This window comes from Mammaliicoccus lentus, assembly GCF_002902755.1.
Classification (GTDB): Bacteria; Bacillota; Bacilli; order Staphylococcales; family Staphylococcaceae; genus Mammaliicoccus; species Mammaliicoccus lentus.
This window is the reverse complement of the sequence record NZ_PPRS01000024.1, coordinates 1-25,005: the sequence shown is the minus strand read 5'-3', so window position 1 is coordinate 25,005 and position 25,005 is coordinate 1. Positions and strand designations below refer to the sequence as shown.

Sequence of the window (25,005 nt, the reverse complement as noted above, 5' to 3'; positions counted from 1 at the left end):
CTTATAAAAGTTATCAGATATATACGTTACTCCTCTTTAATCATTCATTTTATTTATTGTTTATGATAAAAATAATAAATCATTTTTAATAGACTTAACTGCATACAATTTATGTATATTTTAATTGCTATTTTAATAGTGTAAGTGCATAATAAAATATATATTAAGACGTATTAAGGAAAGAAGGAATTAATTTTTATGTCAAATAATTTACAAAGGGAATTAAGTAATAGACACGTTCAACTAATTGCTATAGGTGGAGCAATAGGAACTGGTCTATTTTTGGGTGCAGGTGAAACAATACATTCAGCTGGCCCTTCAATTTTATTTACCTATATCATAATAGGTTTCATACTGTTTATGTTTATGAGAGCTTTAGGGGAAATATTATTATCTAATACAGACTTTCATTCATTTGCAGACGTTACACATACATATATTGGTCCATTTGCTGGATACATTACAGGTTGGACTTATTGGTTCTGTTGGATAGTTACCGGCATGGCAGAAGTAACAGCCGTAGCAAAATACATAAGCTTTTGGTTTCCTGAAATACCAACTTGGATTACAGCACTATTCACAATACTCGTACTAATGACAATGAATTTAATGACCGCAAAATTATTTGGAGAATTAGAATTTTGGTTCTCAATCATTAAAATTACAACAATTATTGCCTTAATTGTTGTAGGAATCATCATGCTAGTCATGGCTTATAAAACGCCATATGGTACAGCTTCACTTACTCATATTTGGAGTCATGGTGGATTGTTCCCTAATGGGATGAATGGATTTTTCTTATCATTCCAAATGGCGGCATTTTCATTCGTAGGTATTGAATTGATAGGTGTAACTGCAGGAGAGACTAAAGATCCACACAAAACTATTCCAAGAGCTATAAACAGTGTGCCTATTAGAATTATGTTATTTTACGTAGGGTCACTAATCATTATCATGTCTATAACACCATGGAATCAAATTGATCCTGCTGAAAGCCCATTCGTAAAATTATTTGGTCTAATAGGCATACCTATTGCTGCTAGTATTATTAATTTTGTTGTCTTAACAGCAGCAGCTTCATCTTGTAACAGCGGTATTTTCTCTAATAGTAGAATGCTTTATGGTTTATCCCAAAACAATCAAGCAAATAAAGGTTTCGGTGAAACAAATAGCAGAGGCGTACCATATAAAGCAACTTTATTTAGCTGCTTATTATTAATGATATCTGTACTTTTAAACTATATTATTAAAGACGCAGGCGAAGTTTTTAAATATGTTACATCAGTATCTACTGTACTATTCTTAGTTGTTTGGTCATTGATAACAATAGCATATATTAGATATAGAAAATTAGCACCAGAACTTAACAAAACGTCAAACTTTAAATTACCTGGTGGTGTTCCGATGGCATGGATTACATTAATATTCTTTATTTTTGTATTTATATTGCTTATGACTAACAAAGTAACTTTAATCGCTATTTTAATTACACCAATTTGGTTTGTTATATTGACCATCATGTATTTTATACAAAAAAGAAAATTTAAATAGATTCACTTAAAAACTATCAAAATTCTTATTTATTAAAGAATTTTGATGGTTTTTATTTATATATAAATAAAAAAAGTCCAAGACAAAAAATTGTCTCAGACTCTTTCATTATATTGATTAAAGTACGTTAGCGTATCCTTCATAAATCTTATGTTGTTTTGGATCTAAAGTGATTAATGTGCCGTCAACAATTTTTTGACGAGCATCTTCTACGCCAACTATAGTCGCAATACCTAAGTTTAATCCAACTACTGCAGCGTGTGAAGTTAATCCACCTTCTTCAGTAACTAAACCTTTAGCATTTTCAAGGTAAGGAACCATATCAGCATCACTAGATTGTGTAATAACTATAGCTTCGCTTAAATCTTTACCTTCTAAATCTTCAGCTTTATCAACTACTACAGCTTTACCGACAGCAGATGAATGGCCAATACCTTGTCCTTTAGCTAAATCATCACCTACTAAGTGAATTTTCATTAAGTTAGTTGTACCTGTTTCACCTGTTGGTACACCAGCAGTAATGATGATTAAGTCACCATTATCCACTAAACCAGTATTTACTGCTGTTGAAACAGCATTGTTTAATAATTCGTCTGTAGTTTGTTTACCTTTTCTAACTACTGGTAAAACGCCCCAAACTAATGACATATGACGTGCAGTTGTTTCATTAGGTGTTACTGCAATAATATGAGAATGTGGTCTATATTTAGATATAGTTTGTGCAGTAGCACCACTTTCAGTTGCTGCTACAATTGATTCAACATTTAAGTTTAATGCAGTGTGAGCTACTGATACACCAATTGCATTAACTAAGTTTGTATCAATCATCTTAGAACGATCTGATAATAATTTTTTATAGTCTTGTGCTTTTTCAGCCGCTACTGCAATATTTTGCATTGTGCGAACAGCTTCTTCTGGATATAACCCAGCAGCTGTTTCACCTGATAACATAACAGCGTCTGATCCATCGTAAATAGCGTTAGCTACGTCACTTGCTTCAGCTCTCGTACAACGTGGGTTTCTTTGCATAGAATCCAACATTTGTGTTGCTGTAATAACAGGTTTACCTAGTTTATTACATTTTTGAATTAATTGTTTTTGTACCATTGGAACTTCTTCAGGTAAAATTTCAACACCCATATCTCCACGAGCAACCATTAAACCATCAGAAACTTGAAGGATTTCATCGATGTTTTCAATACCTTCTTCGTTTTCTATTTTTGGAATTATTTTAATGAAATCAGTATTACTTTCTTCTAAAATAGCGCGAATATCTAATACATCCGAAGGTCTTCTTACGAAACTCGCCGCTATGAAATCAATACCTTGTTCAATACCAAAACGAATATCACTAGCATCTTTATCTGTAATACCAGGTAAGCTTACTTTAACGCCTGGTAGGTTTACACCTTTTTTATTTTTAAGTTCTCCAGAGTTATCAACTGAACAATGAACTTCTCCTTTAGATGCATCAATAGATTTAACTGTTAATTCAATTAATCCGTCATCTAAAAGTATTTTAGAACCAACTTCAAGATCTTCAGCTAAATTCTCATAAGTTACTGAGAAAGCTTCTGTTGTCCCTTCTACTTCTGTAGTTTTAACAGTAATATCATCACCTTTAGTCAATTCAATAGAACCATTTTGCATAGTATGCGTTCTAATTTCTGGACCTTTAGTGTCTAATAAAATACCAATGTTTTTGTTTAATTTCTTACTTACTTTACGAATCGTATCGATACGATTTTTATGTTCGTCATAATCACCATGTGAAAAGTTTAATCTTGCAACGTTCATACCTGCAAGCATTAATTTTTCTAACATTTCTTCAGACTCTGAAGCTGGACCTATTGTACATACAATTTTTGTCTTTCTCATTTTAAATGACCTCCGTATTTTTGTTTTATATAGATAGCTGATTTGCTAATTCATACATTTTATTATCAATGCTATGCTCTGATTGGAATATTTCATCAAAGTTTGTACGAGTTAGTATATTTTTTTGGATACCAACTGCTTTTGCACTTTCGCCTTCAATAAGTAATTCTACTGCATATCCGCCCAATCTAGAAGCTAAAACTCTATCCATACCTGTTGGTGTACCACCACGTTGGATGTGTCCTAAACAAGAAACACGTGTATCTATATTTATAAATTTCTTAAGCTCTTCGCCACATTGATTACCTGTCATAACGCCTTCAGCACAAACAATGATTGAATGTTTTTTACCACGTTCCATACCTTGTTGAATCTTTTCAGCAATTTCTTCAATGTCAGATTTAACTTCAGGTATTAATATTGTTTCAGCTCCAGCAGCAAGTCCAGACCATAAAGCTAAGTCTCCTGCATCTCTTCCCATTACTTCTATAATAAAAGTACGTTCATGGCTTGATGCTGTATCACGAATTTTATCGACTGAATCAATAATCGTATTAAGTGCAGTATCAAAACCAATTGTAAAATCTGTACCATTTATGTCATTATCGATTGTTCCTGGTACGCCGATTGTTTTAAGACTTTTAGCTTCTTCACTTAATCTTTGTGCACCTCTGTAGCTACCATCTCCGCCGATAACTACTAACCCTTCAATACCTCTTTTTTCAAGGTTTTCAATTGCTTTAGCGCGGACTTCTTTTTCTTTAAATTCTGGACATCTAGCAGAATATAAGAAAGTTCCACCTCGTTGAATCATATCTCCAACTGATCCTAATTCTAGTTTTTCAATGTTATCATTAATTAAACCTAGATAACCTTGATAGACACCATAAACTTCAATATCATGGTATATTGCTTTACGAACGACAGCACGAATAGCTGCATTCATCCCTGGTGAATCTCCACCACTCGTTAATACTGCAATTTTTTTCATAAATATACAGACCTCTCTTAATATATGATTGTTAATTTAAAAATAACACAAATGTGAACTTGATTCCATTAAAACTAACGTTATTTAGATATGTAAACGTCTTCTTTGATAAAGCTTCACACTTTCGCAATAATCAATTTATTGAAAACGTTTTATAATAATGAATATTATGCATATATACTCATTATAAACAAAAAGAAAAGTCTTTTACTTATGTAAGACTTTTCTTTTTGTTTATAAAATATTAATCAATATAACTTCCAATATTTCGGTACTTATTAAATCTATCTTCTACTAAATTATCAGGTGATAATTTTCTCAGCTCTGATAAATGAAGTTCCAAAGAATTTTTAATTAGTTTAGCTTGGTTTTCGACATCTTTATGTGCACCACCAAATGGTTCTTTAATAACTTCATCTACAACATCCAATTCATTTAAATCAGGTGCAGTAATTTTCATTGTCTCAGCAGCCATTTGAGCTAAATTAGAATCTTTCCATAGTAAAGCAGCTGCCCCTTCTGGTGATATAACAGAATATGTACTATTTTCTAACATCAGTAAGCGGTTTGTAACACCTAATCCAAGCGCGCCACCACTGCCTCCTTCACCTATTACAATTGAAATAACAGGCACACTTAAAGAAGCCATTTCTACTAAATTTTTAGCAATAGATTCACTTTGACCTCTTTCTTCGGCAGCTTTTCCTGGATATGCACCTTTAGTATCGATAAACGTAACAATCGGTCTATTGAATTTCTCCGCTTGTTTCATTAATCTCAATGCTTTCCTATATCCTTCAGGGTGAGCCATACCAAAGTTTCTATATATATTGTCTTTCGTATCTTTACCACGTTGATGACCGATAACAGTTACAGGGACACCGTTAAAATAAGCTAATCCACCAATTAAAGCCGGATCATCTCTGAATGTGCGGTCACCATGTAATTCAATAAATTCATCAAAAATATACGGAATATAATCTAAAGTAGTTGGCCTTTCCTGTAGCCTTGCGAGTTGTACTCTATCCCATGGTTGTAAGTTTTCATATATTTTCTCTGTTTCTTTTATTAATGTTGCTTCTAGCATTTCAATTTCATCTGCTAGATTAACATTATGCTTTTCTTGATAAGCTTTTATTGATTCAATTTTTTCTTTTATTTCCTTTAGTGGCTTTTCAAATTCAAGCATTATCTTTCACCTCATTATAATGCATACTTAGTACTGTACTAAGTGTACGGTACATATCTTTTCTATGCACTACTTTATCTAATTGACCGTGTTCTAACAAGAATTCAGCAGTTTGAAAATCATCCGGTAATTTTTCACTAATTGTTTGTTCTATAATTCTACGACCCGCAAAGCCAATTAAAGCTCTAGGCTCAGCAAAATTCAAATCACCAACTGAAGCAAAACTTGCAGAAACACCACCTGTTGTTGGGTGGGTCATATATGAAATAAATAATAAACCTTTATCACTATGACGCTTAATAGAAACACTAGTCTTGGCCATTTGCATGAGTGAGATAATACCTTCTTGCATTCTTGCTCCACCACTTGCTGTAAATAAAACAAAAGGCAAATTGTTATCAGTGCAGTAATCTACTATTCTACAAATTTTTTCGCCTACAACTGCGCCCATACTACCCATTCTAAATCTAGAATCCATAACACAAACACCATATGGAACGCCATTTATTTTTGAAATACCAGTTACTACTGCATCATTCAAACCTGTTTTCTGTCTGTCTTTTTGTAGTTTTTCTTCATAACCTGGAAATTCTAATGGATTCGCTGCTATCATCCCTGCATCAAATTCCTGGAATGCACCTTCATCGCTTATAGCTTGAATTCTATCATGAGCAGTTAAAGGTATATGATGATCACAATTGAAACAAACATTCAAGTTTTGTACAAGTTCTTTAGTATACATAATTTTTTTACATTTAGGGCATTTCGTCATAATACCTTCAGGAACGTCGTTATCTTTGCTGTTTTGAACTGTCACATATTTTTTCTTTTTCTGGTTACGATTGAACAAGTCTTTAAACATGTCACTACCCCCTGACTTAATTACTATTATCTCTTTCAAATCTATCGCTATATTGAGAGAGTAACTTCCAAATCATATACATAATTTGGTTATTATTTGAAGAAACAAGTTCTTCTTTTGATTGTGCTTCAATGTTAGTATGCTCTTCACAGAAGTTCTCAATCATCCACTTAAGTTCGTTTATTTCATCTAATTGAGAATCATTGTGTATCAAAAATCTACCAATTAAATCAAAAAGTTGGTGTTGGTACATATCACTTAAGAATGTACCTTCACCTCTTCTCGTATGTATCACACCTAGTAACTCTAAAGCTCTAAGTGCTTCTCTTATACTTGAACGTCCAACATTAAGCGTATCGCTGAGAAATCTTTCAGAAGGTAGTTTTTCTCCCACTTGAATATTTTTTTCAACAATAATTGTTTGAATTTGTTCAACAATTTTGATTAAACCTTTTTGTTTATCTTTATCCAATGTGGTGTCTCCTTCCGAAATTATGATAAATCTGCTAGTTCATATGTCTTACGTTCAATTTCATCTATATCTACTTCAATACGTGCAACGCCTGATTCCATTCCTGCTTTAGCTACCGCCTTTGCTACGTAAGGTGCTACTCTAGGATCAAATGGGCCTGGGATGACATAGTCAGCGTTTAATTCTTTATCTGAAACTAAGTTAGCGATTGCTTCAACAGCTGCTTGTTTCATTTCTTCATTAATATGAGTCGCACGAATATCTAATGCACCTCTAAATATACCAGGGAATGCTAGGACATTATTAATTTGGTTTGGAAAGTCAGAACGACCTGTACCGATTACTTTTGCTCCTGCTTCTTTAGCTATATCTGGCATGATTTCTGGAACTGGATTTGCCATTGCGAAGATAATTGAATCTTCAGCCATAGTGTCAACCATATCTTTAGTTAGAGCACCTTCAACAGACACACCAATAAAGACATCAGCATCATTAATGACATCTTCTAATTTACCTTCAATTTTATCTTTGTTAGTCCATTTAGCTACAAATTCTTTAGTAGGGTTCATGCCATATTCACGACCTTCAAAGATTGCACCTCTAGAATCACACATAATCATATTTCTAACACCATAACTGTATAGAAGTTTGATAATTGCGATACCTGCTGCACCTGCTCCGTTTAATACAACTTTGATATCAGCTAAATCTCTATCCGTCAATTTAAGCGCGTTTAATAAGCCTGCAACTGTAACAATTGCAGTTCCGTGTTGATCATCATGAAAAACTGGTATTTTCGTTTCTTTTTTTAGTCTTTCTTCAATTTCAAAACATCTTGGAGCTGAAATATCTTCTAGGTTTACGCCACCATAATTTGGCTCTAGTAACTTCACTGTATTTACGATTTCATCTACATCAACTGTATTTAATGCAATTGGAATACCATCTACTCCAGCAAAACTTTTAAATAATACAGCTTTACCTTCCATTACCGGTATACTTGCTTCTGGACCAATATCCCCTAATCCAAGAACAGCTGTACCATCAGTTATAACAGCTACTGCATTAGATTTCATTGTGTAATCATAAACCTTGCGGACATCTTCATGAATGTCCTTACATGGTTCAGCTACCCCTGGAGAATAAGCTAAACTTAATTCTTCTTTATTTGTGACTTTAACTTTTGCGTAAACGCCTAATTTCCCTTGTTTTTCTTTGTGCATGTATAAAGCATCGTCTCTTAATGACAATATAATCATCCCTTCGTTATTATATGTATCTCCCAATATATTATACATGAAATTTCCTATTTTTAATTAAAAAATTCTCCATAGTGGTCAGACCACCATGGAGAATACTATATCATAATTTAATTGATTAATAAAGCCTATATCAATCGTATATTTTCGTAACCTATCATATCGATAAAATCTTTAATATTTCCTTTATCAGAATTTAAATAACCCATATTATGAGATGTATAATCTTCGTCATTAAAATAAGTTACTTTAATGCCACTTTTATGATTTTGCGTAACCCAATCATTAAGTTCAAACACATTTCGAACAACTAATTCAGAAGTTGTTTTGATTTTGTACTCTTTATAATCTTCTAATAAATCTATTTGGTTGATAATTATTTGCATTTTACCGTTTCTGTTTTCGAATTTGCCTTGAATAATTAAAGGTTTATTTTCTATATTCATTGTTTCAATTTTTTTATACGTATCCGGAAAAATAACGCCTTCAACTTCATTAATACCGTCAATTAAATTAACGAATGCCATGTTTTGTCCTTTTTTAGTTCTTATTTTTCTTAAAGAAGCAATCATAACAAGCATTGGCACTTTATCGTTTTGTACTCTAATTGGATAAATCGTTAAATATTGATGCTGCTTAAATAATGTTAAGATAGGATGTTCTGTAGCATAAAATCCTAAATATTCTTTTTCATATTCACTTTTCATTAAACTAGGCATTTCTTCTACTTCTTTAAATTCTTTTTTAACATTTAAACCTAACTCTGAAAGTAAATTATTCGCATCTCCAACAGATGCGCTACTTTCGAAAACATCATCTAAAGACTGTAGCATTGTTGCTCTAGTTTGCTTAAAATCATCTAACGCCCCAGCATAAATAAGTGCTTGAATTAGTTTTTTATTCTTAACTTTATTTGGTAGCCTATGCACTAAGTCGTACATATCTTTATAAGGTCCTCTATACTTTCTTTCTTCTACTAAACTCTTTACGCTTTGATAACCGACAGTTTTAATTGCACCTAAAGATGTGTATATACCAGTTTTGGTTGCTTTGTAGAACCATTCACTATGATTAATAGATGGCGGATAAATTTTTACACCTATCCTTTTTAATTCTGTAACCATTTGTTCAGTTTTATTTTCATTACCAACTACATTAGATAAAATAGATGCATAAAAGTAAGTAGGATAATGCACTTTTAAATAAGTCATAATGTAAGCTATTTTACTATATGCGACAGCATGAGCTTTAGGGTAACCATAATCAGCGAATTTTAAAATTAAATCAAAAATTTTAATAGCTGTCTGTTCTTCATAACCACGACTTAAACTTCCATTTATAAAATGTTTTCTTTCATTTTCAAGAACAGATCTATTTTTCTTACTCATAGCCCTTCTTAAAATATCAGCTTCACCATAGGAGAAACCAGCAAATTTACTAGCTATTTGCATAATTTGTTCTTGATAAATAATAACACCATATGTAGACTTTAAGATTTCTTCTAAATCAGGATGCAAGTATTCAATTGGTTCAACTTTTCTTCTTCTTTTTATATAAGTAGGTATTTCTTCCATAGGTCCTGGTCTATATAAAGAAGTCACTGCTACTATATCTAAGAAATGGTCAGGTTTTAACCTTTTCAACACACTTCTTACACCTTGAGATTCTAGTTGGAATATTCCAGTAGTTTCTCCACGTGATAATAGTTGAAATACTTTTTGATCATCATAAGGTATATTTTCGATATCAATTTCAGTTTTTTCTTGATACTTAACTTGATTCACAACTTGCTGAATGATTGATAAATTCCTTAATCCTAAAAAGTCGATTTTTAACAGACCTAATTTTTCAGTTTCTGTCATCGTCCATTGTGTTAATACACCTGTATCTCCCATCATTGTCGGTACAAATTCATGTAAAGGTTGATCGTTTATAATGATACCTGCTGCGTGTGTCGAAGTATGTCTTGGTAAACCTTCTAATTGTTTACATAATTGGAACCATTTTTCGTTTAAATGGTTTTTACTGACGAATTGTTTAAATTCATCACTTTCATATGCCTCGTCTAAAGTTATACCTAACTTGTGTGGTATTAACTTAGATATATAATTTAAAGTTGGTTCATCAAATTGTAATATTCTACCTACATCTCTGGCAACTGCTCGTGCTAGCAAATGACCGTAAGTCACTATACCTGCTACTCTATTATCACCGTACTTCTCTTGGACATATTGAATAACTTTATCCCGCTTCGTATCTTGGAAATCAATATCAATATCCGGCATAGTTACACGTTCTGGATTTAGAAAACGCTCAAATAATAGGTCATATTCAATAGGATCCAATGTCGTAATATTTAGTATATAACTTACGAGCGAACCACCTGAAGAACCACGCCCTGGACCAACTAACACATCATTTGATTTCGCATAATTAATTAAGTCACTCACTATAAGGAAGTAATCTGAATATCCCATGGATACTATAATGTCATACTCATATTTCAACCTTTCAGCATAAGTGTCATTAAATTGTGGAACGTTTGATTTATTGTTCATCAATAATTCCCACAGATAAGTATCACTATCTTTGCCATTTGGGGTAACATACTTCGGCAATAAATCTTGATGGTATTGAATTTGTACATTACATTTTTCAGCTATTTCATCAGTTGTTTTGATAAATTTAGATGAGACGTCAATTTGGCTTAATTCTTCCATAGTTAAAAAATGTTGGTTTAAATGCGTATTAAAATCAGATATTGTTAATTTTTCATTATTTTTAATAGCATTTAATGCAATTAAACTATCGCTATCTTCATCATTTAAATATAAAGCTGATTGCATATACACTTTTTTATAATTTTCTTCAACTGATGAATCATGGGATATGTACTTGTCTTGGTCAGATATTTTTATTGAATGGAATAAATGTTCATTATCAATATTTAAGTTTTTACCTATTATGATTAAACCTTCTGAATAAGTATTTAACCACTCGATTGGCGTTGAATGTCTTTCTTTAAGAGATATCGCTGAAGATAATTTAACTAAATTTTGATAACCAGATTGATTTTTGGCTAACAACACACATTCTAATTCATTTAATTGATCATCTAAATAAATGGTCAAACCAAATATAGGTTTAATACCTTGTTTTAAACATTCATCATAAAATTGCAAAGCTCCATACATGACATTTAAATCTGTTATAGCAAGCGCTTGATAATTTTCATTTTTAGCCTTTTTAATAACATCTGGAATTCTCAAACTAGAATTCAACAAATCAAATGACGAATGAATATTTAAATGACTTACCATGCGCTTTACCTCCTATATTTCAGATTTAATATCTCTAGCTAATTCATCGAACTCTTCCCAACTGTATACAGAAGCACCTGATGCATTAGGGTGTCCTCCACCATTGTATTTTGCCGCAATATGATTTATTTTTATACCTTTAGATCTAATGCGACATCTAATTTCTTTTCCTTCATCGACTGCAAACACCCAAGCTTTCACACCTTTAATATCTGCAACTGCATTGACAAATAATGATGCTTCATTTGGTAAAATATCAAATTTTTCTAATATATCTTTCGTTATTTTTATATAACAAAATCCGTTTCCATCATAGTTGAAGTTTTGAAGGATGTACCCTTGAAAATGTAATAGCTTTGGTTCACGTTCACTAAGTTGATTAAGCATTTCATTGCGGTTAAATTCTTTAGTCATAAGTGAAGCGGCTACTTCCATAGTATGAGGTGTCGTATTATCAAACAAGAAACGACCAGTATCTCCTACTATACCTAAATATAATACACGACTTGCTTTTGTATTAATTTCAGATTGGTTTAAATTCCACTCTTGATTTAAATCATAAATAATTTCACTTGTTGAAGAGGCTTCAGTGTTAACATAATTAATATCGCCATATGAATCAACTGGTGGATGATGATCTATTTTAATGAGCTCTTTACCTATTTTAAATCGATTATCATCGATTCTTGGTTCATTTGCCGTATCACAAATTATTACTAAAGCATTTTGGTATACTTCATCCTCAATATTGTCTAATTCACCAATAAACTCTAATGAAGGTTCTGATTGTCCAACTGCATAAATATTTTTTTCGGGAAAAGCTTCTTCTAAAATATATTTCAGTCCTAGTTGCGAGCCGTAAGCATCAGGGTCTGGTCTTACATGTCTATGTATAATTATTGTTTCGTATTCTTTAATTTTATTTAAAATGTCATTCATATTGGTCCCTCTTTCTATATATTTACTTATATTTTATAAATTGATATAATGCTTCTTGGTAGGAGGATTAAACTATGTCACCTGAAATTATGTCCGTATTGGTTGCGTTATCCGTAACCGTAATGATTCTCGCTTTAATTTTTACTATTTTAAACTTTGCCCGTTCATTCAGAACAAAAAGAGATGTTAGAAAAGCATATCATAAAGAACGTGCGAGATTTTTCTTTGGTATCTTCTTAATAGCATTCTCAGCAGACCAAGTACTTTTGTTTCCAACTTTAGTTACTTACATAATTGTCTTAGTATTGGTGTTCTTTGGTATTGTTAATATTACCTATGGACATAAAGCAAGTAAATACTTTAAAGGTAATTTACCGATTGAGAACAAAGCTTGGGAAGAATTCGAACGAAAAAAACGTAATCAATCATCTTAAAAACGGAGTGGGACAGAAACCTCATTTTACTAAAAAGGTTTCGTTGCCCCACCCCGGCAAGAATGATTAGAATTGAAAAGCTTGATATAAGTGCATTTTCAGTTCAGTCATCTATTGCCAATATTTTTCTTTGGTCTGGAGCATTTATTGTTTTCCAGACTTTTTTATTTATCTAGTAATTGACACATCAACAATGCTTTCGCAACAGTATTATTACCATTCATCATAGATATTTCAAATTTAGCAGACAACCTGCCCATATCTAAAACTGATATATTAACAGTAACTTCTTCATCAATTTGTACCGTTTTAAAATAATAAATGTCTATATGTTCAATCATCAACTCTGATTTCTTCAATTTTCTCACTTCATATCTAAGTGCTTCTTCTATTACTGCTATATAAATTGATTTCGTCATCATACCAAATTGATTTGTAAGTTGTGGAGAAATATTAACTTTTATTTTGCCGTTCTCCATACTAATTTGTTTAGCAATTTGATCATGAATTGTTTCTCCTATCTGAGGCTGTCTACTCATCAGTTGCATTGTCTTTAACACATCTTCTCTTGAGATTATACCAATTAATTCTTTCGTATTTGAGACAACTGGTAACAATTCAATACCTTCCCAAATCATCAAATGAGCACATGTAGCTATCGTTGTATTTAAATGCGCAACGATTGGTGCTTTAGTCATTAAAGCTTTAATCTGTTTATCTGGCTCTTCATTAACAATATCTTTACTCGTTAAAATACCGATGACCTTTAGTTCATTATCGACAACTGGAAATCTAGTATGAGAAGTTTGTTGTGACATTTCGTTCCAATCTCTCACTTTTTGGTTATCAAATAAATAAGAAGTTTCTTCAATTGGTATCATGATATCTTCTACCATAAGAATTTCTTTTTTAATCATTTGGTCATAAATAGCTCGATTGATTGCATTGGCTACTAAAAACGTATCATAATTAGAAGATATTATAGGTAAATCATGCTCATTGGCATATTCGATAATGTCATCATCCGCTTCAAATCCACCCGTTATTAATACGGCTGAACCTCTTTTCAACGCTTCCATTTGAACATCTGCTCTATTACCGACTATAAGCAATGTATTCATCGTTAAGTATTTAACAACATCTTTGATTTCCATAGCACCAATTGCAAATTTAGATAACGTTTTATGTAAGCCTTGTTTACCACCTAAAACTTGTCCATCTACTATTTTCACAATTTCATTAAAAGTTAAGTTTTCAATTTGTTCTCTTGATTTTCTTTCAATTCTAACTGTACCTACTCTATCAATTGATGCTACTAACCCTTTATTATCAGCTTCTTTTATCGCCTTGTATGCAGTACCTTCTGAAACATTTAAATCTTTAGCAATCTGTCTGACAGAGATTTTATGTCCAACAGATAACGATTCAATGTACTTTATTATTTGTTCATGTTTCGTCATGTTTTATACCCTCTATCGATTATAATGAATTAATTATATTATACATTCTTGAGAGATTAAAAGATATGTTTACATAAGAAAGAATCATTAACAAAATATAAGAGACTGGGACATTTATTTCTGTCTCAGCCTCTTATATTAATTATAATTCTACATGTTCACCTGGTTTTAAAATATGAACTTCTGCTTTTGTTACAGCTTTTTCAAATTCTTTTGGATCTTGTTTAATTAAATCAAATGTGTCGTAATGGATTGGAACGACTTTTTTAGGTTTGATAAACTCATTGATGGCATAACTTGCATCATCAATGCCCATTGTAAAGTTGTCGCCGATTGGTACAAAACATAAATCAACAGGATGTCTATCAGCTATTAACTTCATATCGCTGAATAAACCTGTATCACCTGTATGATAAATTGTGCCACCTTCAGTTTCTAGAACAATACCTGCAGGCATTCCTAAATAAATTATTTCGCCATTTTCTTCTGTAAAACTATTACTGTGGAATGCTTGAACAAATTTTACTTTACCAAAATTAAATTCAATGTTCCCACCAATATTCATTGGATGTAGGTTTTCAAGTCCATGTTTATTAGATAAATAATCAATTGCTTCAGGTAATGCAATAACTAGTGCACCTGTTCTTTTAGCAATATTTACTGTATCCCCAATATGGTCGCCATGACTGTGTGTCAATATGATATAATCTGCTTCTACTTCATCTACATTTAAGTCACTCATAGGATTGCCAGATATAAATGGGTCTACAATCACTTTATGATTTTTACTTTCGAAATATATAACTGATTGACCATGAAATGATACTTTCATGAATTTCCCTCCTCACAATATCTTTTCTCTATATTATATACCCTAAATTTGAATTTATTAAGCAGGAAGTCTAGAATAATGATGTACGAAAGATAATTGGGAGGCTGAATTATGAAACACAATGAAATTACAACGTTTTTAAATGAGAAAGATGTAGATGCTGCATGGATAACAACACCTTTAAATATTTTTTATTTAACTGGTTATTTATCTGAACCTCATGAACGTTTATTTAGTTTATTAATTACAAAAGACGGAGAAGAAACACTATTTTGTCCAAAAATGGAAGTTGAAGAAGCTAAAAATGCTGGGTTCAAAGGGGATATCGTTGGATATTTAGATACTGAATCAGCTTTTGACTTAATTGAAGAAAGAACTTATAAAACTTTCGCTATTGAATCCGAACATTTATCTGTTAAACGTTTTCGCGAAGTAGAAAAAGCTTTTAATGTTGAAAAATTCGAAGATATTGATCAAGTGTTGAAAGATGTAAGAAACATTAAAACTCAAAATGAAATTGAATTATTGCATGAAGCGGCTAAATACGCAGATTTAGCAATTAAAGCTGGTGCCGAAAAATTGGCTGAAGGTGTAACTGAAATCGAAGTACTTAATCATATTGAAACAACTATGAAACAACACGGTATTTCAAAAATGAGCTTTGATACGATGGTATTATTCGGAGATCACGCAGCAGCACCACATGGTACCCCGGGAGATAGAAAATTACAAAACAATGAATATGTTTTATTTGATTTAGGTGTTATATACAAAGGTTACTGCTCGGACATTACAAGAACAATAGCATTTGGTACACCGCCTGAAAAAGCTCAAGAAATTTATAACATTGTATTAGAAGCAAATAAAAAAGCAATTGATATTATTAAACCAGGCGTTAAAATCTCTGAATGTGATAAAGTAGCACGAGATATTATAAGTAATGCTGGATATGGTGATTACTTCCCACATAGACTCGGTCACGGTTTAGGATTAAGTGTTCATGAATTCCCTGATATTTCCAGCGTTAACACAGATACATTTAAAGAAGGTATGGTTTTAACTGTTGAACCAGGCATTTATGTTCCTGGAGTAGCTGGTGTTAGAATTGAAGACGATATTGTTGTAACAAAAGACGGCCATGAATTTTTAACAGGTTATGAAAAATGATAAAAGAATCTTGCGTTGAAACAATTGAACAAATTAACCATGCGATTAAAAACGGAGCAAATCGTATAGAATTATGCGATAACTTATCTGTAGGTGGCACTACACCTAGCTATGGTATGGTTAAAATTGCAACTGAGTTATGTCATCAAAATGATGTACAAGTTGCTGTTATGATTAGGCCTAGGGGTGGAGACTTTAATTACGATTATTTTGAATATGAAGTAATGAGACAAGATATTATTCAACTTAAAACTTTAAATGTAGACGCATTTGTTTTTGGTTGTTTAGATGAAAATGAACAACTCGATGAATGGAAAATGGATGCTTTAAAAGAAACATGCGGAGATACACACGCAGTATGTCACATGGCATTTGATTTAATCAATCCATATATTCAATTAAAGTCTCTTGATTGGCTAATTGACCACGGCTTTGAGCGCTTGTTAACACATGGCGGCCCAAGTGATCAATCAGTCTTTGATAACGTATTCCATCTCGGTAAATTGCTAATGCATTCAAAAGGCAACATCACAATTATGCCAGGTGGCGGACTTAATAAAGATAATTTACAAACGTTACTTAACGACATACCGTTTGATGAAGTACATGGAACTAAGATTGTTTGAATAAAGTATTATGCAAATGCTGTGTTTAAGAGAGTTAGCTACTGCTATTATAATGAATTAGGCTGAGACATAAATACATGTCTCAGCCTCTTTTTTTATTGTCTTTTCTTGCTAAACTTGTCAATAACAGTACCCTTATTGTCTTTTCTCACCAAACGTGGCAACAACAGTAGCAATTTCTATGTTTCTGCAATAACAGATATTTTCAGTGGCATCAAATAATGATTTATAATCAAGTTCGTTCATAATTTTCTTCTATCAAAAAAGCACAAAATGTTTAATATACCAACATTTTGTGCTTTCTCTATTATTTCAAGATGTCTTGATAAGGTGTAAATTCCTTATCAAATGTTTTTGCTACTTCTTCGTAAGTTAATTTACCATGAATTGTGTTTAAACCTTTTGCTAGTGCTTCATTTTCTTGGCATGCTTTTATATAGCCTTTGTTTGCAAGTTGTAATGCGTATGGAGTTGTTGCATTATTTAAAGCTATTGTTGACGTTCTAGGCACTGCGCCAGGCATGTTAGCAACTGAATAATGAAGGACACCGTGCTTAACATATGTAGGATCGTCATGCGTTGTAATTCTATCAGATGTTTCGAATGAACCACCTTGATCAATTGCAATATCCACAAGTACTGAACCAGGTCTCATTTTCTTAACCATATCTTCAGTTACAAGCTTTGGTGCCTTTGCACCAGGGATAAGAACAGAACCTATCACTAAATCACTTTCAACTACAGATTCTTCGATGTTTAATGGTGATGACATCATTGTTTGTACACTAGAACCAAATAAATCATCTAATTGTTGTAATCTAGTAGGATTTAAATCAATAATTGTAACATCAGCACCAAGACCGACTGCCATTTTAGCAGCATTTGTTCCTGCTTGTCCGCCGCCAATTATTGTGACTTTTCCACGTTTAACACCGGGTACACCAGATAATAGAATTCCAATTCCACCATTAGTTTTTTGTAAGAATTGAGCACCAATTTGTGTAGACATTCTTCCTGCAACTTCACTCATAGGTGCTAATAATGGTAGAGAGCGATCTTTTAATTGAACAGTCTCATAAGCAATTGCTGTTACTTCATTTTCTAATAATGCATTAGTTAACGATTCTTCTGCTGCTAAATGAAGATATGTAAAAAGTATTAAATCCTTTTTGAAAAATTGAAATTCTTCTTCAAGAGGTTCTTTAACTTTCATAACCATTTCAACATTCCAAGCTTCTTTTTGATCAACAATTTCAGCACCTAAAGCCTTGTAGTCTTCGTCTGTAAATTGTGAACCTAAACCTGCACCAGTTTCTACTTTAACTGAGTGTTTTTGGTCAATTAAAGTTGCTACTCCACTGGGTGTTAATGCCACCCTATTCTCATTATTTTTTATCTCTTTTGGTACTCCAATTATCATAATAAATTCCCTCCTTGACTCAATCATAACGCCATAATTTTGAAAGCGCAATTATTTTTATTCAAAAATTATACTATTGCTAATGTCTTAAATTTCTAAATATTCAAACGATAATTATACTTTATCATATTATGATTAAAAATGTGACATTATCTCTATTATTAAAAAGTTAATTTGTTATTTTTTCAGAAAATTATGATATAATAAGATAAAAGAACTAGGAGGCGGTTCAGATGTTAAATTATAAAAATATTCTTATAGCAGTAGATGGATCAACTGAGGCAGAATGGGCTTATAACAAGGCAGTAGCTGTAGCAAAACGTAACGATGCTAAATTAACAATTGTTAATATTGTTGATTCTCGCTCATACGCTAGTGTTGAGGCTTATGATACTCAAATAGTAAATAAAGCTACAAGCTTCGCTGAAAGTTTATTATCTGGATATAAAGAAAATGCTGAAAAAAATGGTGTAGCAAATGTTGCAACTAAATTGGAATTTGGCTCACCTAAAACGATTATTCCTAAAAAGTTAGCTGATGATTTTGAAGTCGACTTAATCATGTGTGGTACTTCAGGACTAAATGCAGTAGAACGCTTCATTGTAGGTTCAGTTTCAGAAGCAATTGTTCGAAATTCTCCATGTGACGTTTTAGTTGTTAGAACTGAAACAATGCCTGAAGATTTCGAACCAACAGTTGCAACAAAAGAATTATTCGATCAACATCACGATGGAAAATAATTTTTAAGAACTAAATATTAGTCGAGTTTAGGATATAATTCCACACTTCCAAAAAGCTTGGGAGTTGGGCAGAAATCTCATTTTATTAAACAGATTTCGTAGTCCTACCCCGGCAATGAGGCTGAGACATGTATTTATGTCTCAGCCTCAAATTTTTTATTATTTTTGTTCGTTATTTTGGTCTTGTATATCTTCATTACTTTTTTGCTTTTGTTTTTTCGCTTGTTCTCTACCTACTCTTCTCATTACAATTCTAACTAATCGCAACAGTGCTCTCTCTGGTCTCATGATATTCCTCCTCATTGCTTCTTTAATTATGTATAGCCTTAACGATAAATAGATAAACATAAAGGAATTGGATAACTAACATTAAAATTTTCATATAAATAAAAGAGGTTGAAACAATTAATTTGTTTCAACCTCTTGATTATTAATAATTATTTACCTAAGTTACCAAATTTCATAACATCACGAGCGATTACAACTTCTTCGTCAGTTGGAATAACAATTACTTTAACTGGTGAATGTGGGTAGTTGATAAATGCTTCTTCACCATGTAATCCTGTGTTTAAGCGTGGGTCCCAATATACACCCATGAATTCTAAACCTTCTAATACTTTAGCACGTACAGTATCAGAGTTTTCACCAACACCTGCAGTGAATACAATAGCGTCTAAACCATGCATTCTTGTTGCATAAGAACCCATATATTTATGAATTCTAGAAGCGAATACATCTAATGCCAATTTAGCTCTTTCATTACCTTCGTTTGCATCTTGTTGTATATCTCTTAAATCACTTGAAGAACCTGAAATACCAAGTAATCCTGATTCTTTGTTTAAGATATTTAATACTTCTTCTGCATTTTTGCCCGTTTTTTCCATGATAAATGGAATTAAAGCTGGGTCTAAGTTACCTGAACGTGTTCCCATTGTTACACCAGCTAATGGTGTGAAGCCCATAGATGTATCTACAGATTTACCGCCATCAATAGCTGCGATTGACGCGCCATTCCCGATATGGCATGAAATAATTCTTAATTGATCTATAGGACGATCTAATAATTCAGCTGCTCTTTCTGATACATATTTATGACTTGTACCATGGAAACCATATTTACGAATACCGAAATCTTTATAGAAGTTATAAGGTAAACTATATAAATATGATTCTTCTGGCATAGTTTGATGGAATGAAGTATCAAATACTGCAACGTGAGGAATATTTGGTAATAGCTTTCTGAAAGCCTTAATACCCATAATGTTTGCTGGGTTATGCAAAGGCGCAAGTTCTGTTAATGATTCAATTTTTTCTAACACATCATCTGTTACAAGTGCTGATTCAGGGAATAATTCTCCACCATGTACTACACGGTGACCGGTTCCTTGAATATCATTAATATCATTGATAATGTTATGATTTTTCAGTGCATCTAACATAATGTTAACTGCAATATCATGATTTTCAATATCTAATGTTTCAGTAATTTTTTCTCCGTTTACTACAATTGAGAAAACTGAATTTTTTAAACCAATACGTTCTATCAAGCCTTTTGTTATTACTTTTTCTTCAGGCATTTCAAATAATTGAAATTTTAATGATGAACTACCGGCATTAATTGCTATTATTTTTGTCATTTAGACTTCCTCCTGATAATACTTTTCTATACTATTTAAACACTAATACAGATACTAATCAAGTATTAATACAGTTTATGAAGGATGATTTTCTTTCATCCATTCATCAACTTCATCTAAAAACGTTTTCAGTTGGGCTTGTGCTTTGAAGTCTGGAATATTCGCTAATAATACCTCAACAGAATGAGTTTTCCCTGAGTCTTTCTTTTGTAAGATTAATAATGATTTTTTAGATTGTTCTGTCTTAAACAATGTTTTAGGGAAGTTTAAAAATGCTTGCATTTCTGTTTCTGTTGCAATAAATTTTTGAAGCTGTTTCACTTCTTCACCTTCGAATAATTGACTTGGAACAATTAAAAATACATAACCACCTGGTCTCACTGCATTGACTGCTTGTTCTAATAATAAATAATGGCTATAACTGTGACCATCTTCGAAACCTAATTTCATTTCTTTACTACGTTCATCAACTGGATAATACCCAACTGGTAAATCCCCTACTACAACGTCCGCTTCTTCTAATGGCAGTGGCATAATTGCATCATGTGGATATACATCAAATGGTATTTCCAAGAAGTTAGCAAGATGAATACTTACACGCTGTAATACTGGGTCTACTTCTATTAAATGATGCATTACAGTTTTTTCTTGGTTCTGTTCATTTATTGTCGCACTTAAATGTCCTGTTCCACTTGCTATATCTACAACATTTAATTCCTCTTTATTCTTATTAAATAAGTTAACAAGGTAGCTTAATATAAAGCCTATTGAGTCCGGTGTCATTTGATGATTAGGTTGAATGATTTCTTCTTTTAGCAAACTTAAATATGCAAATTGAAATGCTTTTCTTCTCTCTTGTATTGTCGATTGTTCTAAGAGGTCTCTTTGGTTGGTATAAATATCTTCCATTGCTAAACCTAAGTTTTCAATGTAACTTTGTCCATTTTCATCATGTAATTTTTTACTATTTTCATCCAGTTTCTCATACAATGTTTCCATAATATTTTTTTCTTCAGTCATAATTGCCCTCTTTCGTATAAAAAGCTGCCCATTCATATGGACAGCACTTTATAGTTGTTTATTAGTTTAAGTTTTTGAAAGCTTCTAAAGCTTTATCATAATCTGGGTGATTTGTGCCTTCACTCACAATTTCTGAGTAAACAACTTTATTGTCTTTATCTAATACAAAGACAGAACGTGCTAGTAAACGTAATTCTTTCATTACTACACCATAATTTTCACCAAATGATAAGTCACGGTGATCACTTAATGTAATTACGTTTTCTAAACCTTCAGCTGCACACCATTTCTTTTGAGCAAATGGTAAGTCGTTTGAAATTGTTAGAACAACTCCATCTTGTACATCTGCTGCTTCTTCATTAAATTTGCGAGTTTGTTGACTACAAACACCTGTATCTAAAGAAGGTACGGCACTAATGAGTTTCTTTTTACCTTCATAGTCTTTTAAAGTTCTTTCTGATAAATCATTTGCTAATACAGTAAAGTCTGGTGCTGTTGAACCTACTTCTACTTCTTTACCTACTAATGTAATAGGTTCATTCTTGAATGTAACTTGCGCCATTAAAAAAGCCTCCTTAATCTTGATAGGTATATTCTATCATGATTAAAGAGACTTTGAAATTCATTTGTTTATGAGTTTTGACTCGTTACTCTTTGGAAGTCTTTTCTCATTTCAATGTATTTATTTTTCAAAACAACTGTATCACCAAAGTAATCGTGAATACCTTTATGTTTTTTATTAAATGCTACGACTATATAAGGTAAGCCAAGCAATATGCCCGAAATAATTCTACCTATCCATTCTCTAAATAACACATCAGTAAATTTTAACGGCTTTGCATCTTCTCGATAAACACTCAAGCCAAGTATCATTTTTCCTAATGTTGCCTTAAAATAATAAGTCATTAACACAAAATATAAATAAAATATCAATGCGCTAACAATATTTTCAACACTGAAATATGGTACGAATAGGTACTCACTCTTAATACTTGTTGACGCGAATAGCGGTCCTAATACAATACCTTTAAACCCAGCTAAAGCAAGTAAATCAATGATATAAGCTAAAAATCGAACCCAGAATCCAGCAAATACGATAGATTTTATACTAGACATATACTTATTTACAGTGCGTTCTATGTCACTTTGTTCACGAGAAGAAGCGACTTGTTCGTAATGTACTTCAGTCATTTAAAATCCTCCTTACTCACCATATAGATACATAGGTTGTGGTGAATTATTTGCTTTAATAAGTGCTTCATATTTACTTATATCATCAAAACCTAACATAGATGAAATTTTACTTTTAGCTCCCATTGGGAAGTTCATGAATGAACCAGTTGTATCATAAGTAACTACTTGTGCATTTTTAGATTTTACTGCATTTCTTAAATCTTTAATTGCATCATCTTCATAACCAATTTCATCGATTAATCCGTTTGATTTTGCTTGTTGTGAAGAATATATTCTTCCGTCTGCTAATTTCTTAACTTTATCTTCTGGCATATCTCTGCCATCTTTAATAACTTTAACAAATTGTTTATAGCTATCATCTATGATTGATTGCATAATGTCTTTTTCTTCTTTAGACATATCTTTCATAGGGTTTAATATTTGTTTATGTTTACCTGAAACAACTGATTGATCTTTTACGCCTAAGTTATCTGCTAGTTCAGCATAATTAATACTAGAAATAATAACCCCTAATGAACCAGTTAAAGTTTGTGAACCTGCATAAATTTTATCAGCTGGAGTAGAGATGTAGTATCCCCCAGATGCAGCCATATTTTTCATTTGTACATAAACTTTCTTGTTTTTCGCTTTTATTTCTTCAAGTTTTTTATGTATTTCGTCACTTTCGTATGTACCACCACCTGGTGAATTAACTTCTAATAAGACACCTTTTACGCTATTATCTTTTTTAATTTTATCTAATTTCTTTAAAAATGATTGATGATTATACCCACTGCCACTGAATAATGATTCTTCAGTTCCAGTATCTTGTATAGTTCCATCAACAGATAATTTAACTATTTTACTACTGCTATCACTTCCTGATTGGACTGATTCACTTATGCCGTCAGAACCTGTAACAGTATTTTTCCAAGAATTATCAAGAAATACACCTACTGTACTCATCACAATACCACCAATAACAAGTACTAGTGCAATAATAATTGCAACTAACCTTTTTGACATACTATCTTCCTTTCTATTTTAAGATTTTACATTTATAATGATAACAGACTTTCATATCAACTGTAACAATTTGGGAGGAAGATTTTATGAATTCTAATAAACATATTTATTTTTTCACATCTAAAGATAAAGACATACTTCAAACATGTGACGAAATCAAAGCACAGATGGAACCATATGGCTTTAAATTCGTAAATAATCACGAAGAAGCGGATATTATCGCTTCAATTGGAGGGGATGGTAGCTTCTTACAGGCATGTCGCAAAACTAATTTTAATAAAGACAAAATTTATGTCGGGATTCGTACACGCTTAGATCAAAATTACTTATATGTTGATTTTAGTGTTGATGACATACAAAACTTGATCGATTCTATTAATTCAAATGATGTAATGGTCCGTAAATACCCAGTTTTAGAAGTAAACCTTAACGATCAGATGTCATATATGTGTTTAAATGATTTTTACATTAAATCTAGTGTTATTAAGCCAATGAAGATGGAAATTTATATTGACGATGAATACTTTGAAGCATTTAATGGTGATGGTTTACTAATCTCTACCCCTACAGGTTCAACAGGTTATAATAAATCTTTAGATGGCGCTATAATTGACCCGATGATTCGAAGCATGCAACTAACTGAAATTGCTTCATTAAATAATAATAACTTTAGAACAGTAAGTAGTTCTGTCGTCTTAGGCGAAACGCGTACCCTTAAAATTGTATTAGATAAAGAAGGCAATTATTATCCTATCATGGGATTAGATAATGAAGCATTAAGTATACAAGAAACTGAGTTTGTTAGACTTCAAATAAAAAATAAATATATACGTACACTCAGACTCCCACACAATTCATTTTGGAGCAAAGTACAAAGGAAATTTTTATAATAGAAAAAAAGCCCGAGACACATTTTGAAGTGAACCCTGTCAAGTAGACAACTAAATAATAAAAATGTCTTTTTGGTCGAATTCATAGCTAAGCTATGGATTTGGCCATTTTTAATGTA

23 protein-coding genes are annotated in these 25,005 nt (G+C 32.1%); 6 read left to right on the top strand and 17 right to left on the bottom strand.

The features are described 5' to 3' along the window. Nucleotides 1–198 precede the first annotated feature (198 nt). Complete coding sequence (locus CD135_RS08050; protein ID WP_103269193.1) at nt 199–1,551, top strand: amino acid permease; 1,353 nt, start codon at nt 199–201, stop codon at nt 1,549–1,551. Nucleotides 1,552–1,668: 117 nt separating this feature from the next. Here the strand turns inward: CD135_RS08050 and pyk are convergent, their stop codons facing one another. From pyk to CD135_RS08010, 8 genes are all read right to left on the bottom strand, one after another. Further along, nucleotides 1,669–3,429: a pyruvate kinase gene (pyk, locus tag CD135_RS08045; protein ID WP_103269192.1), complete on the bottom strand. Its 1,761-nt coding sequence runs from the start codon at nt 3,427–3,429 to the stop codon at nt 1,669–1,671. Nucleotides 3,430–3,454: 25 nt separating this feature from the next. After that, a complete protein-coding gene (gene pfkA / locus CD135_RS08040; RefSeq protein WP_017000651.1) occupies nt 3,455–4,420 on the bottom strand; it encodes a 6-phosphofructokinase in 966 nt (321 codons plus the stop codon). A 244-nt stretch (nt 4,421–4,664) separates the two neighbouring features. Beyond that, entirely contained in the window at nt 4,665–5,609 is a 945-nt protein-coding gene (accA, locus tag CD135_RS08035; RefSeq protein WP_017000650.1) for an acetyl-CoA carboxylase carboxyl transferase subunit alpha, read from the bottom strand. Then, nucleotides 5,602–6,471 (bottom strand): acetyl-CoA carboxylase, carboxyltransferase subunit beta, encoded by an 870-nt coding sequence (gene accD, locus CD135_RS08030; protein ID WP_103269191.1) that lies wholly within the window; start codon nt 6,469–6,471, stop codon nt 5,602–5,604. Before accD ends, accA begins: the two co-directional genes overlap by 8 nt. A 16-nt stretch (nt 6,472–6,487) precedes the next feature. After that, nucleotides 6,488–6,943, bottom strand: a complete 456-nt coding sequence (locus CD135_RS08025) for a FadR/GntR family transcriptional regulator (protein WP_017000648.1) — start codon at nt 6,941–6,943, stop codon at nt 6,488–6,490. A 20-nt stretch (nt 6,944–6,963) separates the two neighbouring features. Next, a complete protein-coding gene (gene ystJ, locus CD135_RS08020; RefSeq protein ID WP_070044736.1) occupies nt 6,964–8,193 on the bottom strand; it encodes an NADP-dependent malic enzyme in 1,230 nt (409 codons plus the stop codon). 137 nt (nt 8,194–8,330) lie between these two features. Next, nucleotides 8,331–11,522 carry a DNA polymerase III subunit alpha gene (locus CD135_RS08015; RefSeq protein ID WP_103269190.1) on the bottom strand — a complete coding sequence of 1,064 codons (3,192 nt, stop codon included), beginning with the start codon at nt 11,520–11,522 and terminating at the stop codon, nt 8,331–8,333. A 12-nt stretch (nt 11,523–11,534) separates the two neighbouring features. Beyond that, nucleotides 11,535–12,461 (bottom strand): DHH family phosphoesterase, encoded by a 927-nt coding sequence (locus CD135_RS08010; RefSeq protein ID WP_103269189.1) that lies wholly within the window; start codon nt 12,459–12,461, stop codon nt 11,535–11,537. A gap of 74 nt (nt 12,462–12,535) precedes the next feature. Between CD135_RS08010 and CD135_RS08005 the strand changes: the two genes are divergently transcribed. After that, nucleotides 12,536–12,895, top strand: a complete 360-nt coding sequence (locus tag CD135_RS08005) for a YtpI family protein (RefSeq protein ID WP_064204351.1) — start codon at nt 12,536–12,538, stop codon at nt 12,893–12,895. A gap of 164 nt (nt 12,896–13,059) precedes the next feature. Here CD135_RS08005 and CD135_RS08000 read toward each other — a convergent pair whose 3' ends face one another. Together CD135_RS08000 and CD135_RS07995 are read right to left on the bottom strand one after the other, a co-directional pair. Next, nucleotides 13,060–14,355, bottom strand: coding sequence for a DRTGG domain-containing protein (locus CD135_RS08000; RefSeq protein ID WP_103269188.1), 1,296 nt, complete (start codon nt 14,353–14,355; stop codon nt 13,060–13,062). A gap of 142 nt (nt 14,356–14,497) precedes the next feature. Beyond that, complete coding sequence (locus CD135_RS07995) at nt 14,498–15,187, bottom strand: metal-dependent hydrolase (RefSeq protein WP_017000642.1); 690 nt, start codon at nt 15,185–15,187, stop codon at nt 14,498–14,500. 111 nt (nt 15,188–15,298) lie between these two features. Between CD135_RS07995 and CD135_RS07990 the strand changes: the two genes are divergently transcribed. Both CD135_RS07990 and CD135_RS07985 read left to right on the top strand, forming a co-directional pair. Beyond that, nucleotides 15,299–16,354: a M24 family metallopeptidase gene (locus tag CD135_RS07990; protein ID WP_103269187.1), complete on the top strand. Its 1,056-nt coding sequence runs from the start codon at nt 15,299–15,301 to the stop codon at nt 16,352–16,354. Then, nucleotides 16,351–16,980 carry a copper homeostasis protein CutC gene (locus CD135_RS07985; RefSeq protein WP_017000640.1) on the top strand — a complete coding sequence of 210 codons (630 nt, stop codon included), beginning with the start codon at nt 16,351–16,353 and terminating at the stop codon, nt 16,978–16,980. The genes CD135_RS07990 and CD135_RS07985 overlap by 4 nt, the downstream gene beginning before the upstream one ends. A 307-nt stretch (nt 16,981–17,287) precedes the next feature. Here CD135_RS07985 and ald read toward each other — a convergent pair whose 3' ends face one another. Next, nucleotides 17,288–18,400, bottom strand: coding sequence for an alanine dehydrogenase (ald, locus tag CD135_RS07980; protein ID WP_017000639.1), 1,113 nt, complete (start codon nt 18,398–18,400; stop codon nt 17,288–17,290). Between the two features lie 233 nt (nt 18,401–18,633). Here ald and CD135_RS07975 point away from each other — a divergent pair, with 233 nt between their 5' ends. Beyond that, complete coding sequence (locus CD135_RS07975) at nt 18,634–19,140, top strand: universal stress protein (protein ID WP_017000638.1); 507 nt, start codon at nt 18,634–18,636, stop codon at nt 19,138–19,140. A 159-nt stretch (nt 19,141–19,299) separates the two neighbouring features. Here CD135_RS07975 and CD135_RS13195 read toward each other — a convergent pair whose 3' ends face one another. The 6 genes from CD135_RS13195 to sppA form a co-directional block, all read right to left on the bottom strand. Continuing rightward, nucleotides 19,300–19,428 (bottom strand): hypothetical protein, encoded by a 129-nt coding sequence (locus CD135_RS13195; protein ID WP_017000637.1) that lies wholly within the window; start codon nt 19,426–19,428, stop codon nt 19,300–19,302. Nucleotides 19,429–19,577: 149 nt separating this feature from the next. After that, the gene (locus CD135_RS07970; RefSeq protein ID WP_017000636.1) at nt 19,578–20,777 is read right to left on the bottom strand and encodes an acetate kinase; all 1,200 of its coding nucleotides are present in this window, start codon (nt 20,775–20,777) and stop codon (nt 19,578–19,580) included. A 75-nt stretch (nt 20,778–20,852) separates the two neighbouring features. Then, entirely contained in the window at nt 20,853–21,797 is a 945-nt protein-coding gene (locus CD135_RS07965) for a class I SAM-dependent methyltransferase (protein WP_017000635.1), read from the bottom strand. A 61-nt stretch (nt 21,798–21,858) separates the two neighbouring features. Continuing rightward, nucleotides 21,859–22,359 carry a thiol peroxidase gene (tpx, locus tag CD135_RS07960; protein WP_017000634.1) on the bottom strand — a complete coding sequence of 167 codons (501 nt, stop codon included), beginning with the start codon at nt 22,357–22,359 and terminating at the stop codon, nt 21,859–21,861. Between the two features lie 68 nt (nt 22,360–22,427). Continuing rightward, nucleotides 22,428–22,988 carry an RDD family protein gene (locus tag CD135_RS07955; RefSeq protein WP_017000633.1) on the bottom strand — a complete coding sequence of 187 codons (561 nt, stop codon included), beginning with the start codon at nt 22,986–22,988 and terminating at the stop codon, nt 22,428–22,430. A gap of 12 nt (nt 22,989–23,000) precedes the next feature. Beyond that, nucleotides 23,001–23,996 (bottom strand): signal peptide peptidase SppA, encoded by a 996-nt coding sequence (gene sppA, locus CD135_RS07950; RefSeq protein WP_064204352.1) that lies wholly within the window; start codon nt 23,994–23,996, stop codon nt 23,001–23,003. An 86-nt stretch (nt 23,997–24,082) separates the two neighbouring features. Between sppA and CD135_RS07945 the strand changes: the two genes are divergently transcribed. Then, nucleotides 24,083–24,886, top strand: a complete 804-nt coding sequence (locus CD135_RS07945) for an NAD kinase (RefSeq protein WP_017000632.1) — start codon at nt 24,083–24,085, stop codon at nt 24,884–24,886. Nucleotides 24,887–25,005: the final 119 nt, after the last annotated feature.

Coding starts and splice junctions, on each gene's coding strand:
- CD135_RS08050 (WP_103269193.1), top strand. CDS start 199: ATGTCAAATAATTTACAAAGGGAATTAAGTAATAGACACGTTCAACTA.
- pyk (WP_103269192.1), bottom strand. CDS start 3,429: ATGAGAAAGACAAAAATTGTATGTACAATAGGTCCAGCTTCAGAGTCT.
- pfkA (WP_017000651.1), bottom strand. CDS start 4,420: ATGAAAAAAATTGCAGTATTAACGAGTGGTGGAGATTCACCAGGGATG.
- accA (WP_017000650.1), bottom strand. CDS start 5,609: ATGCTTGAATTTGAAAAGCCACTAAAGGAAATAAAAGAAAAAATTGAA.
- accD (WP_103269191.1), bottom strand. CDS start 6,471: ATGTTTAAAGACTTGTTCAATCGTAACCAGAAAAAGAAAAAATATGTG.
- CD135_RS08015 (WP_103269190.1), bottom strand. CDS start 11,522: ATGGTAAGTCATTTAAATATTCATTCGTCATTTGATTTGTTGAATTCT.
- CD135_RS08010 (WP_103269189.1), bottom strand. CDS start 12,461: ATGAATGACATTTTAAATAAAATTAAAGAATACGAAACAATAATTATA.
- CD135_RS08005 (WP_064204351.1), top strand. CDS start 12,536: ATGTCACCTGAAATTATGTCCGTATTGGTTGCGTTATCCGTAACCGTA.
- CD135_RS08000 (WP_103269188.1), bottom strand. CDS start 14,355: ATGACGAAACATGAACAAATAATAAAGTACATTGAATCGTTATCTGTT.
- CD135_RS07995 (WP_017000642.1), bottom strand. CDS start 15,187: ATGAAAGTATCATTTCATGGTCAATCAGTTATATATTTCGAAAGTAAA.
- CD135_RS07990 (WP_103269187.1), top strand. CDS start 15,299: ATGAAACACAATGAAATTACAACGTTTTTAAATGAGAAAGATGTAGAT.
- CD135_RS07985 (WP_017000640.1), top strand. CDS start 16,351: ATGATAAAAGAATCTTGCGTTGAAACAATTGAACAAATTAACCATGCG.
- ald (WP_017000639.1), bottom strand. CDS start 18,400: ATGATAATTGGAGTACCAAAAGAGATAAAAAATAATGAGAATAGGGTG.
- CD135_RS07975 (WP_017000638.1), top strand. CDS start 18,634: ATGTTAAATTATAAAAATATTCTTATAGCAGTAGATGGATCAACTGAG.
- CD135_RS13195 (WP_017000637.1), bottom strand. CDS start 19,428: ATGAGACCAGAGAGAGCACTGTTGCGATTAGTTAGAATTGTAATGAGA.
- CD135_RS07970 (WP_017000636.1), bottom strand. CDS start 20,777: ATGACAAAAATAATAGCAATTAATGCCGGTAGTTCATCATTAAAATTT.
- CD135_RS07965 (WP_017000635.1), bottom strand. CDS start 21,797: ATGACTGAAGAAAAAAATATTATGGAAACATTGTATGAGAAACTGGAT.
- tpx (WP_017000634.1), bottom strand. CDS start 22,359: ATGGCGCAAGTTACATTCAAGAATGAACCTATTACATTAGTAGGTAAA.
- CD135_RS07955 (WP_017000633.1), bottom strand. CDS start 22,988: ATGACTGAAGTACATTACGAACAAGTCGCTTCTTCTCGTGAACAAAGT.
- sppA (WP_064204352.1), bottom strand. CDS start 23,996: ATGTCAAAAAGGTTAGTTGCAATTATTATTGCACTAGTACTTGTTATT.
- CD135_RS07945 (WP_017000632.1), top strand. CDS start 24,083: ATGAATTCTAATAAACATATTTATTTTTTCACATCTAAAGATAAAGAC.